At 58.8% G+C, this 12788-nt stretch carries 14 protein-coding genes and 1 pseudogene; 9 read left to right on the top strand and 6 right to left on the bottom strand.

Annotated elements, in window-relative coordinates:
* Positions 1–43 precede the first annotated feature (43 nt).
* Both EL257_RS27320 and EL257_RS27325 read left to right on the top strand, forming a co-directional pair.
* Positions 44–916, top strand: coding sequence for a Tim44 domain-containing protein (locus EL257_RS27320; protein ID WP_126367840.1), 873 nt, complete (start codon positions 44–46; stop codon positions 914–916).
* Between the two features lie 136 nt (positions 917–1052).
* Positions 1053–1460: an SMI1/KNR4 family protein gene (locus tag EL257_RS27325; protein WP_038359443.1), complete on the top strand. Its 408-nt coding sequence runs from the start codon at positions 1053–1055 to the stop codon at positions 1458–1460.
* Between the two features lie 21 nt (positions 1461–1481).
* On the opposite strand, the gene EL257_RS27330 is transcribed toward EL257_RS27325, so the two are convergent.
* On the bottom strand, positions 1482–3245 hold the full coding sequence (locus EL257_RS27330; protein ID WP_126367842.1) for a cation:proton antiporter: 1764 nt from the start codon (positions 3243–3245) through the stop codon (positions 1482–1484).
* Positions 3246–3524: 279 nt separating this feature from the next.
* On the opposite strand from EL257_RS27330, the gene EL257_RS27335 reads away from it, so the two are divergent.
* Positions 3525–4007 (top strand): acyl-CoA thioesterase, encoded by a 483-nt coding sequence (locus EL257_RS27335; protein ID WP_126367844.1) that lies wholly within the window; start codon positions 3525–3527, stop codon positions 4005–4007.
* 93 nt (positions 4008–4100) lie between these two features.
* On the opposite strand, the gene pdxY is transcribed toward EL257_RS27335, so the two are convergent.
* Positions 4101–4973 (bottom strand): pyridoxal kinase PdxY, encoded by an 873-nt coding sequence (gene pdxY / locus EL257_RS27340; RefSeq protein ID WP_126367846.1) that lies wholly within the window; start codon positions 4971–4973, stop codon positions 4101–4103.
* A 117-nt stretch (positions 4974–5090) separates the two neighbouring features.
* On the opposite strand from pdxY, the gene EL257_RS27345 reads away from it, so the two are divergent.
* Entirely contained in the window at positions 5091–5504 is a 414-nt protein-coding gene (locus EL257_RS27345; RefSeq protein WP_126367848.1) for a DUF3301 domain-containing protein, read from the top strand.
* Positions 5505–5591: 87 nt separating this feature from the next.
* Here EL257_RS27345 and EL257_RS27350 read toward each other — a convergent pair whose 3' ends face one another.
* Positions 5592–6557, bottom strand: a complete 966-nt coding sequence (locus EL257_RS27350) for a CobW family GTP-binding protein (protein ID WP_126367850.1) — start codon at positions 6555–6557, stop codon at positions 5592–5594.
* 28 nt (positions 6558–6585) lie between these two features.
* Between EL257_RS27350 and EL257_RS27355 the strand changes: the two genes are divergently transcribed.
* The gene (locus tag EL257_RS27355) at positions 6586–6942 is read left to right on the top strand and encodes an NADH:ubiquinone oxidoreductase (protein ID WP_126367852.1); all 357 of its coding nucleotides are present in this window, start codon (positions 6586–6588) and stop codon (positions 6940–6942) included.
* A 4-nt stretch (positions 6943–6946) separates the two neighbouring features.
* Here the strand turns inward: EL257_RS27355 and EL257_RS27360 are convergent, their stop codons facing one another.
* Positions 6947–7588, bottom strand: a complete 642-nt coding sequence (locus EL257_RS27360) for a DUF1826 domain-containing protein (protein ID WP_126367854.1) — start codon at positions 7586–7588, stop codon at positions 6947–6949.
* Positions 7585–8789: pseudogene (gene zigA / locus EL257_RS27365) on the bottom strand (zinc metallochaperone GTPase ZigA). Before zigA ends, EL257_RS27360 begins: the two are co-directional and overlap by 4 nt.
* A 130-nt stretch (positions 8790–8919) precedes the next feature.
* On the opposite strand from zigA, the gene folE2 reads away from it, so the two are divergent.
* From folE2 to EL257_RS27385, 4 genes are read left to right on the top strand one after another with little or no spacing between them, the layout of a single operon-like run.
* A complete protein-coding gene (gene folE2, locus EL257_RS27370) occupies positions 8920–9816 on the top strand; it encodes a GTP cyclohydrolase FolE2 (protein WP_126367856.1) in 897 nt (298 codons plus the stop codon).
* On the top strand, positions 9813–10481 hold the full coding sequence (locus EL257_RS27375; protein WP_126367858.1) for a metal ABC transporter ATP-binding protein: 669 nt from the start codon (positions 9813–9815) through the stop codon (positions 10479–10481). The genes folE2 and EL257_RS27375 overlap by 4 nt, the downstream gene beginning before the upstream one ends.
* On the top strand, positions 10481–11344 hold the full coding sequence (locus tag EL257_RS27380) for a metal ABC transporter permease (RefSeq protein ID WP_126367860.1): 864 nt from the start codon (positions 10481–10483) through the stop codon (positions 11342–11344). Before EL257_RS27375 ends, EL257_RS27380 begins: the two co-directional genes overlap by 1 nt.
* 14 nt (positions 11345–11358) lie before the next feature.
* Complete coding sequence (locus tag EL257_RS27385) at positions 11359–12234, top strand: metal ABC transporter substrate-binding protein (protein ID WP_126367862.1); 876 nt, start codon at positions 11359–11361, stop codon at positions 12232–12234.
* Positions 12235–12252: 18 nt separating this feature from the next.
* Here EL257_RS27385 and EL257_RS27390 read toward each other — a convergent pair whose 3' ends face one another.
* On the bottom strand, positions 12253–12771 hold the full coding sequence (locus EL257_RS27390; RefSeq protein WP_126367864.1) for a DUF3617 domain-containing protein: 519 nt from the start codon (positions 12769–12771) through the stop codon (positions 12253–12255).
* Positions 12772–12788: the final 17 nt, after the last annotated feature.

Genomic DNA, 12788 nt, shown 5'->3' on the forward strand with positions numbered 1-12788 from the left:
TGCAACATGGCGCGCGTGTCTCCACAAAACGGGAATACCCTTTATGAAACGTTTTCTTAGCATCGCCATGGCGTTGTGCATCGGCCTGACGATGAGCCTCGACGCCAACGCCAAGCGCTTTGGTGGTGGCAAAAGCGCCGGCGCTGCGCCGACGCACCAGACCAGCCAAATGGCTCCTTCTTCAGGCGCAGGCGGCGCAGCAGCGACCGCAGGTGCTGCCGGTGCCGCTGGCGCTGCGGCCAAGGCCGGCGGTGCCTCGAAATGGCTGGGCCCTCTGGCCGGTATCGCCGCCGGTGGCCTGCTCGCTTCCATGTTCATGGGCGGCGGCTTCCAGGGCATGCAGATCTTCGACATCCTGATCATGGCGGTCATCGCGTTCGTGATCTTCCGCTTCATCGCCGCCCGTCGTCGCAAGCAGCAGGCGCAATTTGCTCCGGCCGGCGCGCCAATGCAGCGTGAAGTGTTCGAGCAGAAGCCTGCGGCCATGGGTTCGATCTTCGGCGGTTCGGCTGCTCCGGTTGCCGCCCGTCCGGTGATCAACGCACCGGCGTGGTTCAACGAGCAGAACTTCCTTGAAGCTGCGCGCAGCCACTTCCAGTCGCTGCAGCAGCACTGGGATGCCAACGAAATGGACAAAATCGCCGAGTTCGTGACCCCGCAAATGCTCGACTTCCTCAAGCGTGAGCGTGCGGATCTGGGCGACGGCTTCCAGTCCACTTACATCGACAACCTGCAGGTGCAGCTGGACGGCGTCGACGATCGTGCCGACAAGACCATCGCCACGCTGACTTTCACTGGCGTGTCGAAGACTTCGCGTTTCGACCAGGGCGAAGTGTTCAGCGAAAGCTGGAACATGGACCGTCCGCAGGGCGAGAACCAGCCTTGGCTGGTCGCCGGTATCCGCCAGAACGGCTGATCCCCGACGCGTTTCACTTGTTGTAAAAAAACCCCAGCCTCGGCTGGGGTTTTCTATTTCACGGTTGCATCTATAGCGAGCTACTGTATAAACCGGCCCATATAAACCGCGCCATTCAAGCAAGAGGATCCCGGACGTGGAAGAAATCATCGAACAACTGCGTGAAGCCAACGAACCCGTACCGGTTCCATTGGAGTTGCCTGACGAAGACCTGCTGGTCGAAATCGAAGAACAACTGTTCATCGACATTCCATTTGTTTTCAAAGAATTTTTGCTGACCGTCAGCGATGTGGTCTACGGCAGCCTCGAACCCGTGACCGTCACTGACCCGCAATCGCACACCTATTTGCCGGACGTCGCAGCGAATGCGTGGGATGTCGGTGTTGATCGCAGCTTGATCCCGATCTGTCAGGACGGCGATGACTATTACTGTGTCGAAGAAGACGGCACCGTAGTGCTGTGGCAGGCCGAGGAAGAACTGATTGCCGAAGAAACCTGGGAATCGGTGTGGCACTGGGCACGGGACGTCTGGCTGGAAAGCTGAACCGCCAGACGCCCCAGGTGGTCAATGCCCCGACGATTCGTTGTGGTTGTCGAGGGTTTCCAGCAAGGCCACCTGCATCCGCGTATGCACGCGGATGAACCAGCGCCAGAGCAGCGCCGCCACAGCGGCGGCGACTACCGCGATCAGCATCAGCAGTTCGTTGGTCGGCAGAATACTGGCCGACAGGGCCGCCAACAGCAGGAAAATCACCAGCAGCGAGAGGATGGGGATCACTTCGGCGATCACCCGGCGTACTCGCTGCGTGTGACGCCCGGCCATCTCCGGCTTCACGCCCAATTCCGCCAACAGCATCGACAGCGCCTTTAGCTTGCGATAAGCCGCAATCAGGAAAGGCAGCGACACCAGCAGCGCACCGCCCCAGATCAGCGCCTTCTGCCAGCCGGGATCGCCGATCCAGTCCTGCAACCACAGCGAAATGCGCTCGGCGAAATACGCGCCGGCGAAGAAGATCGCGATCACCAGTGCGAGATTGACCCCGACCTGCAAGAGAATCCGCCGGATCATCGACGCCAGCATCGCGCCTTCACCTTGCGGCTGAATACTGCGCAGCCATTCGCCGTACATGCCCAGCACCCGGCCGAGCCGCTTGGGCACCGCCGCCGAGAGCTTGATCGATAACGGATCCGCCGCGCGAATCAGGTACGGTGTCAGCAGCGTGGTAATCACCGAGACCGCCACGGCGACTGGATAAAGGAAGTTGCTGGTGACCTGCAGCGTCATGCCCAACGCAGCGATGATGAAGGAAAATTCGCCGATCTGTGACAGACCCATGCCAACCCGCAGCGAGGTGCGTCCGTCGTTACCGGCAATAAAAGCGCCGAGGCCGCAAGACACCATTTTGCCCAGCACCACGGCTACGGTAATTACGGCGATCGGCCAGGCGTACTCGACGAGGATCAGCGGATCCAGCATCAGCCCGATGGCAACAAAGAAGATAGCGCTGAACAGGTCGCGAACCGGCTCGATCAGGCGCTCGATTTTCAGCAGTTGCCGCGATTCGGCCATGATCGCGCCGATCAGGAATGCGCCGAGAACCATGCTGTATTCAAGCTTGACCACCAGCAGGCAAAAGCCGAAACACAGGCCGAGCACAGTGATCAGCAGCATCTCGTTGCTTTCGAATTTCGCCACATAGGCCAGCAGGCGCGGCACCAACAGGATGCCGATGACCAGCGCGACGACCATGAACAGCGACAGCTTGCCGACTGTGGAAAACACTTCGCCCGAGCTGACCGTGCCACTGACGGCGATGCTCGAGAGCAACGCGATAATGCCGATTCCAAGGATGTCTTCGACGATCAATACGCCGAAGATCAACTGAGCGAAGCGCTCGTTCTTCATCTTCAGATCATTGAGCGCTTTGACGATGATGGTGGTCGAAGAGATCGCCAGAATCGCGCCAAGGAACAGCGAATCCATGGTGTTCCAGTCGAACCAGCGGCCGATTTCATAGCCGATCCAGATCATCAGGGTGATTTCGAGAAACGCTGCAATAAACGCCGTCGCGCCGACCTTGAACAGCTTGCGCAGGCTGAACTCAAGGCCGAGACAGAACATCAGAAAAATCACCCCCAGCTCGGCGAGGGTCTTGATGGTTTCTTCATCGTGGATCAGCCCGAACGGCGGGGTGTGCGGGCCGATGATGAAGCCGGCAACGATATAGCCGAGCACCACCGGTTGCTTGAATCGGTGAAAAAGCACGGTCACCACACCTGCGACCAGCATGATCACTGCCAGATCCTGAATAAAACTGATGGCATGCATGGTGTGGGCTCCTTGATAACGAGGCTCACGGACAGACGTCAGAAAGATCTGCGCGAGCAGGGTAAAAATCCGCTTTTGATGTGGGAGTTGCCTTCAGGCAGGGCTTTCGCAGGTTAACACCGCGACTTCCATCTGGAAGCCGGTGCAATATATGGAAACAGATCGCTGCCGGCGTGACGGCGGCCCGTCGCCCGGCGTCCCGATAACGGTGCTTTTTGAAAAGCGACCAGGCACCCGCAGAGGTGCTTCCTGCAATCAGCCTTGATCCGTGAGAACGTTATGGAACCCGGAAACGCCCAGCTGTCGATGACGGTACTGATGACCCCCGACATGGCCAACTTCTCTGGCAATGTCCACGGCGGTACCCTGCTCAAATATCTCGACGAAGTGGCCTACGCCTGTGCGAGCCGTTATGCCGGTCGCTATGTGGTGACCCTGTCGGTGGATCAGGTGATTTTCCGCGAGCCGATCCATGTCGGCGAACTGGTAACTTTCCTCGCTTCAGTCAACTTCACTGGCAATACCTCGATGGAAGTCGGCATCAAGGTGGTGACCGAGAACATTCGCGAACGCTCCGTGCGCCACACCAACAGTTGTTTCTTCACCATGGTCGCGGTTGATGACCAGCGCAAACCGGCACCGGTGCCACCTCTGCAACCGCAGAACAGTGAAGACAAGCGCCGCTACATGCAGGCGCAGCAGCGCCGGCAGATTCGTCAGGAGCTGGAAAAGCGTTATCAGGAGATCAAGGGCGACGCATAAGAAAAAAATCGCAGCCTGCGGCAGCTCCTGCACGGGAATGCAAACCCTGTAGGAGCTGCCGCAGGCTGCGATCTTTTCTGACCGATAATGCGATTACAAACTGATCGCCGTCGCCTCGAACTTCACTCGGGGATGCGCGATCCGGTCCTGCGCGCGTATCAATTGCAACTCATAGCTGGCGCACGCCTGGGTCTCCAGCAGCACTTCATGCACCGCCGCTGCGGTAAATTCGAACGCTGCCAGCAGGCTATCACCCAACAGCACCCGCGCCAGAAACAGGCCGGACGTCAGATCACCCACGCCCACCGGCTGACGCGGGAACGCCAGCAATGGCCGGCGCAAATGCCAACTGCCCTCGGCCGTCACCAACAGCATCTCGAAGCCATCGGCGGGTTTGCCCGGGTAATCCAGATGCTTGACCAGCACCGCTTTTGGCCCGCGCGCCAACAGTCCCCGCGCCATCGCCAGGCAATCGAACAATGACTGTGGCTTGCGCCCGGCGAAGCTGTCGAGTTCCAACTGGTTGGGGCACATGATGTCCGCAACTGCCGCCGCCTCTTGGAGAAGAAAATCGCTGACCTCGCTCGGCACGCTGCAGCCTTTTTCGAAGTGCCCCATCACCGGATCGCACAGATACAGCGCCTTGGGATTGACCGACTTGATCCGCTCGACGCCGCTGAGAATCGCCCGCCCTTGCGCTGCACTGCCCAGATAACCGGAGAGCACCGCATCGCAGTTGCCCAGCTCGCCAATGGCGGCGATGCCTTCGACCAGCTCGGGAATCTGCTGCGGCGGCAACACTTCGCCGGCCCACTGGCCGTACTGGGTGTGATTGGAAAATTGCACGGTATTGAGCGGCCAGACATTAACCCCGACCCGCTGCATCGGAAAAACCGCCGCGCTGTTGCCGGCATGGCCGAACACGACGTGGGACTGAATGGCGAGCAGATGAGGCGTACGTTTCATTCGGGTCATTCCGTAAAACGATTGAAATTCAAGCCGCGCAGTATGCGACGAAACGCAGCCTGTACGACAGACCGGCGAGGCAGTTAAGCTGACGCTATCTTTGGGAGTCCGATGTTGATGCTGAGCCTCGAAAACATCTTTGTGCTGATGCTGTTCGCCGCCGCTGGCGCATGGCTATGGCACAACCACGGCTTGCGCGAACGAGCGCTGGAGCGGGTCAAACAGCATTGTCTGAACGTGCGTGTCGAGCTGCTCGACGACAACGTCGCGCTAAAAAAAATCGCGTTCATCAAGGACGCCAGCGGTCGCCGACGACTGGCGCGGGTCTACAATTTCGAGTTCACAGTGACCGGCGAAACTCGCCACAACGGCACCATCACCCAATTTGGCGCCCACAGTGCGCAAATCGAGCTCGCGCCCTACCCGGCCCCTTTCGACGATACGCCGCCAGTGGTCGAGGTGCACAAGCCGCGGGCGCAAGTCGTCGAGCTGAGCCAGTGGCGGCAAGAGCATACGAAGTGGAAGCCTTAAAGATCAAAAGATCGCAGCCTTCGGCAGCTCCTACAGGTTGTAAATAAATCCCCCTCTAGGAGCTGCCGAAGGCTGCGATCTTTTGATCTAACTTTCCCGACATCCCGATAACCCTCGCTGCAACGCCTCAATATCCTGCGCCCGCGTAAAGATCAGCTCGATCCGCGAATCTTTCCGCCATTCACTGGCCTGCCAATTCAGCTCTGCATTTTCCAGAGCATTCGCCGAGACCCAGCCCTCGACGCCATGGATGACCAGTTTCGCCCGCTGCCAATCGAGGCTTATCAGCCAGTCAGCAATACGCTGCTTATCGAATGTCTGCCCTGGATGCCAGCACCAACCGACACTCCAGCCGCCCTCCTGCGCATGACTCAAGCAAATCGGCAGCGTCGGATCACTCCAGACCGCCGGAATTTGCCCGAGTCCTGTCGGTACCACGAGATTATCCACGCCGACTACGGCTTGCGTGGCCAGACCCGGCAATTCGCCGAGCGGCAGATACGCTTGATGCGTCCAGTTCAGCCTGACTGGCGGCAACGCTCGGGCGATGGTCCGCCTCGCGGCGTCATCAAGATCTTCAGCCTTGTTCAAAATCAATAGACCGGCATTGGCCAACGCTTCCTGCTGCGCCGCCGGTAATGCCTTTCCGGCTCGCAGCGACTGCGCGTCCAGCACCAGCACACACGGCTGAACCGCCAGCGCACCCAGCCATGGCGCCTTGCTCAACTGCTTGAGCAACTGAGCCGGATGGCCCAGTCCGGACGGTTCGATGAACAGGCGATCCGGTCGCGCTTTGCGTAACAAACGCCCGAGGCCGATCTGGAACGGCGCGCCATTGACGCAACACAGGCAGCCGCCGGCCACCTCGCCCAATGCGATACCATCGGTATCGGACGTCAGCAGCGCGGCATCGAGACCGATCTGGCCGAACTCATTGATCAGCACCGCCCAACGTTCACCGGCCGGGCGCTGAGCCATGAGCTGGCGAATCAGGCTGGTCTTGCCAGCGCCCAAAGGGCCAGCAATGACATGCGTAGGAATGTTCTGCAACATGGCTGGAAGCTTTCTTGGAGATTGAGAGATGCGTTGGAGGGGATGGTCGTTGCTGTTGGCGCTGCTGTCGAGCGAAGCGTGCGCCCAGGCTTGCCTGGTGCATAGCCAGGGCGAGCGGCTCGATGTGAAAGTCTGTCAGCAGAACCGCAATATTCCGCAGAAACTGTTCACCGACGGCTTCTGCCAACCGACTCTCGCCGGGCAGAAAGTCGAAGTGCAATTCGTCGACCAATGCCCGAGCGGCGCATTCGGCGTGTGCAGCAACGCGCAGGTCGCCAATATGCCTTATCGCCAGGACATCCACTATTACGGCGTAGCCACCGACGCGGCGTATTTGAAGCCTTATTGCGAGGGCCAGAGCCAGGGCTCGTGGCGTAAACCTTGAGGCATCAGCCAAGCCAATCGAGGGTCAGGATCAGACGCCGCTCGCCCATGGCGGGTTGCGGCGAGCGATGAATCAAACCAAAGCCTTCATTGCTTAGCCACTTTTCGCCCTTCAACAGCGCGACGTCACCGCTGTCGAGTTGCTGGATCTGCACGTGCGGCTCAGCGTTGGCCTGCCCCAGTTGCTGACGATCCATCGCCCCTTCCTTGAGCCACTCGCTACCGGCACCCGAGTAGGTGGTGATTAAACGCACCGGCACATGATCAACGTGGAAACGCGGGCACATGGCTTTATCCAGTACCCGCAGACGCAGTCCGATGCGCTTGGCGCCGAGCAAGCAGGCAAAGGCGCTGACCAGCCATTTCAGGTCGGCGATAAAACCTTCGTAACCCTGCAGGTCACGCAATCCCGAAGCCAGTCCGGCCAGATCAGGCTCAGCGTCCTCGTCGGGCAACTCCAGACACACTGATTCGGCCAACGGTTCGTTGAGCGACAGGACCAAGTAAGCAAACTCGCTGACGTGCAGTGGCAGTTGCCGCTGCCAAACCGCGAGGTTGATGTCATCGTCGAGAATCCGCGTCAGCGCTTCAGGCGACGGGCCTTGGTGTTGGCTGCGCGTCGTTATCTGCTCAGGCTTGCGCATCATGCGGCGTCCTCGTGCCATGGGCCGAATGGATCCGGCAACAATCGCCAGCCTTCGACCCCGAGCGCCATTTCTTCATCGGTCAGCAGGCAGCCGTCCAATTCTGCGAACAGTTGCGAGAAATCGATGTTCTGGCCAATGAACACCAGCTCCTGGCGACAATCTCCTACGCTCGGCGCCCAGTTTTCCATGATCGCTGCGTTGCTTTCCTGATCCTGCGGCCATTGGTTTTTTGGTACGAAACGCCACCAGCGTCCGGCAAAACCATGGCGCATCAAACCGCCCGCCTGCGACCAGCTACCGGCATCCGTGGGTTTACTCGCCAGCCAGAAGAAGCCTTTGGATCGCAGCAACTTGCCGTTCAGCCAAGGACGGTCGATAAAGCTGAAAAAACGTTGCGGGTGAAACGGCCGACGCGCGCGGTAGGCGGTAGAAGCGATGCCGTACTCTTCGGTCTCCGCACATGTTCACCGCGCAGCTCTTTCAGCCAGCCTGGCGCTTGCGCAGCCCGTTCGAAATCGAAACGGCCGGTATTGAGGATTTTCTCCAACGGCACTTCACCCATCACCATTGGAGTGATCTCGGCTTGCGCATTGAGGCGTCTCAAGATCGCCATCAGCTCATCCCGCTCGGCCTGGCTGATCAAATCAATCTTGCTGATCAACAGCACGTCTGCGAATTCGATCTGCTCGATCAACAGGTCAGTGATCGAGCGCTCATCTTCTTCACCGAGGATTTGTCCACGAGAAGCAAGATCTTCCGCAGCTTGGTAGTCGGGCAGGAAATTCGTGCCGTCGACGACGGTGACCATGGTGTCCAGACGCGCAACGTCGGAAAGGCTTTGCCCGTGTTCATCGCGGAAGGTGAACGTCTCGGCGACCGGCAGCGGCTCGGAGATCCCTGTGGATTCGATCAACAGATAATCGAAGCGTCCTTCAGCGGCGAGTTTGCTGACTTCCAGTAGAAGATCCTCGCGTAACGTACAACAGATACAGCCATTGCTCATTTCGACGATTTTTTCTTCTGAACGGTTCAGGCTCACATTACGCTGGACTTCGCTGCCATCGATGTTGATCTCGCTCATATCGTTAACGATGACTGCTACGCGGAGCCCTTGCCGATTACGTAGTACGTAATTCAAAAGCGTACTTTTTCCGACGCCGAGGAATCCTGAAAGTACGGTAACGGGTAACGCTTGTGACATTGGATAATCCTCTCGGTAGAGCAGCGAATTGGCGCAAATTTCTCAATGAAAACCTTTTTATGAAAAAAGCTATCGTGACTTGAATTGTTATAATGTAACATCAAATTCAATTAACACGATGGTTCTGCTCATGAATTCGCTGACACTTCCAGATATCGCCGTACAGCCCGCTCGCCATGCGCTGCCCCTCGAATGGGTAGGCATGCACGGCATCGCTTTGCCTGTCGTGCTGGAAGGGCAACGGTTAAGTGCGAAAGCTGATGCTGGAGTCAGTCTGGATGACGGTGAGGCGCGGGGGATTCACATGTCGCGTCTTTACCTGGAGCTGGAAATGCTCGAACGGGAGAGTCTTTGCCCTTCGTTACTGCAGCAGGTATTGAGGCGTTTTCTGGAAAGCCACGAAGGCTTATCGAGCCGGGCTTACCTGAATATTCACACCGACTTGCTACTGAAACGGCCAGCATTGATCAGCCCTTTGGCGGGATGGAAATCTTATCCGACAACCATTTCTGCAAGCCTCGAACATGAGATGTTCCACGTGGAACTAAAGATCGAAGTGCCCTATTCCTCCACTTGCCCTTGTTCAGCAGCATTGGCGAGACAGCTCATCCAGCAGCAATTCATCACCGATTTCGCCAATCACTCACTTCGGCACGCAGACGTTTTAGCCTGGCTCGGATCATCGAACGGCATTGTCGCCACGCCGCACAGTCAACGAAGCACCGCTCAACTAAATGTGCACCTCGACGAATTTATCGATGAATTACCGCTGGGCGTAATCATCAATTACGCCGAAGCAGCGCTCGGTACTGCCGTGCAGACCGCGGTCAAGCGTGCAGACGAGCAAGCCTTCGCCCTCGCAAATGGACAGAACCTGATGTTCTGCGAAGACGCCGCCCGCCGATTGAATCTGGCGCTGCGCCGCACACCCGGGGTCAAGCGCTTCAACCTGCGGGTAATCCACGCCGAAAGCCTGCACGCCCATGACGCTGTCGCAGAGAGCCAGTGGCAGCGTGAACAAGCATGATCCGATGCCAATCCCTGAGTTGGGGCGCGCTCGGCCAGCCCTTGACCACAGCTCTTGATCTGGAACTTGACGCTGGCAGCTTGACCGCCGTCATCGGCGCGAACGGCTGCGGCAAAAGCAGCCTGCTGAAGGTCATCGCCGGACTGCAAAAACCCTTGGCAGGAAAGGTGACCCTCAGTGTTCCACGGCAAAGTGGCTTGTCTTTCTTGCCGCAACAGCAACACCTCGATCGGCAATTTCCGATCAGTCTCGAAGAGTTGATCGCCGCTGGATTCTGGGGTCGTCGACTGTCCACGCAACTGCGCGCACAACGTCTGCAGGATGCACTGGAGAACTGGCACCTGAGTGGACTTGAACACCGCCCGCTCATCGCCCTTTCCGGGGGAGAGCTGCAACGCGCCCTGCTCGCCCGATTGAGCCTGACCGATGCCCCCGTCCTTCTTCTCGATGAACCTCACGCGGCGCTGGACGAACTCGGGCAACAACTGCTTTGGCAGCACATACATGCTTGGCAGAACGAAGGTCGTACGCTCGTCGTGGTGTGCCACGACCTCGGCGCCGTGCGCCAGCACATTCCACAAACGTTGCTGATCAGACATGGCCAGTGCGTATTCGGCACCAGCGCGGAATTGATCGAGCAAACGCCGCACGCGCAGGTGGCCTGATGCAAGCCGTCGCCCACCTCTGGCAACCATTCCTCGACTTCATGTTCATGCGCAGAGCGCTGCTTGGCGGATTAGTGTTGGCCTGCAGCACCGCACCGCTCGGAGTGTTTCTGATTCTGCGCCGGATGAGCCTGATCGGCGATGCGGTGGCCCATGGCATCCTGCCGGGGGCTGCGTTGGGGTTCTGGTTCGCCGGCCTAAGCCTGCCCGCGCTCACAGTTGGCGGCCTTGGTGCTGGCCTGAGCATGGCCGGGCTTGCCGCCTGGATCACCCGCCGCACCGCTTTGCGCGAGGACGCGAGCCTCGCCGCGATCTACCCGATTTCCCTGGCCGGCGGCGTCCTGATTCTCGGCATTGCCGGCAAACGGCTCGACTTATTGCACCTGCTATTCGGCTCGGCTCTGGCAGTTGATGGGCCGACACTTACCGGAATGTTATGGGTCTCGGCGTTCAGCCTGATAGCCATGGCGCTGATCTACAAACCGTTGCTACTCGACACCCTCGATCCGCTGTTTCTGAGAACGGTGAGCCGCCTCGGCCCGCTCGCTCATGGCGTGTTCCTGACCTTGGTGGTGCTCAATCTGGTCATCGGTTTCCAGGCGATCGGCGCATTGATGGTCGTCGGACTGATGATGCTGCCGGCCGTGGCGTCGCGATTCTGGAGTCGGCGCCTGCCGATCCTGATCGCCATCGCCGCGGTTATGGGCTGCCTCTCTGTCTGGTTCGGTTTGCTGCTGTCGTTCTATTACTCGCTACCGAGCGGCCCGGCCATCGTGCTGGTCGCCGGCGCCGGTTATTTACTCTCCGTGGTGTTCGGACCAGTTCACGGTCTGCTGCGCCGCCCGCCCTTGCTCACGTCCTAATGAGGTTTTCTCCGATGCGCATTCTTTTTGTATTGTTCAGCCTGCTGTTATCGATGCCTATATGGGCGTCGGAGAAATTGCCGGTGGTGACCAGCTTCAGCATCCTCGCCGACATGGTCAATCAGGTAGGCGGCGAGCATGTTCAGATCACCAATATGGTCGGCGCGGACGCCGACGCGCACACATACGAGCCGACACCGGACGATGCCAAAGCGCTGCTGCATGCCAAATTGATTATCAAGAATGGCCTCGGATTCGAACCGTGGCTGGATCGGCTGGTGACCAGCACTGAGACCAAGGCGACCGTTGTCAGCGCCAGCCATGGCGTGATTCCTCGCACAATGGATGAAGACGGCGAAAGCGTTCCCGATCCACATGCCTGGCACAACCTCGCGAACGCCGAGTTGTACGTTGCCAACATCACCCAAGCATTGATCACCGCTGACCCGGCGAACAAGGCCGACTACCAGCGCAACAGCACCACCTACCTCAAGCAGATCTACAAGCTGCTCGCGGAGGCCAAGGCCAAGCTCGGTTCACTGCCGCCGGGCAATCGCAAGATCGTCACCAGCCATGATGCCTTCGGTTATCTGGGTCAGGCCTATGGCATCGACTTCATGGCGCCGCAGGGCCTGTCGACCGAACGCGAACCCTCAGCCGCCGAAGTCGCTGCGCTGATTACGCAGATTCGCCACGCCAAGGTCAAAGCGGTGTTCATGGAAAACATCAAGGACGCGCGCCTGCTCAAGCAGATCGCAGAAGAAAGCGGCGCGCACATCGGTGGCACGTTGTACTCCGACGCCCTCGCCGCCAACGGTCCGGCCAGCACGTTCACTGGCCTGTTCGAATACAACCTCGACACTCTCTACAAAGCGTTGAGTCAACCGTAAGCCTGCTGACGGTTCTTCTTACGCGCGGGGTTTAACGGTGCCGCAATCTTTGCCCAGCCACACCGCGCGAGTTTCCAGGCTGCCTTTCTGATTGATCCCGATGGCATTAAACGTCCCGTTGGCAACGGTGTTGAATTCGCGATCACTGAGGAAGGTCGCCACGCCGGTGCCTTGCGCTTTCGGGCAGCTGAAGCGGAATTTCCATTGGTTGCCGGTGCGCTCGGTGATCTGCTGCTTGCAGCCCGATTGCGGATCCGCCAGTGGAATATCATTGGTCGCCACTTGCTCCGGCGTGAGGCAGGCGCGGATGCCTTTGCCGCCAATGTTGATCCCGTTTTTCTCCAGTGCGGCGCGCTGTTGAGGGGTGATCTGCCCCTGGATCTGGCCAAGGATCGATTGCACATCCATCGCCTGATCATCGACTTTCAGATTGCTCGAAGTCATTTCCCACAAACCCGGCTGCAGCATCTGCGCCTGAGCAACCACCGGTAAAGCCAAACCCACACCCAGCGCCAAACTCAGCAGACGAACGTTCATCGAAAAACTCCTGATCA

The organism is Pseudomonas fluorescens (assembly GCF_900636825.1).
In the GTDB taxonomy this organism is placed as follows: Bacteria; Pseudomonadota; Gammaproteobacteria; order Pseudomonadales; family Pseudomonadaceae; genus Aquipseudomonas; species Aquipseudomonas fluorescens_BG.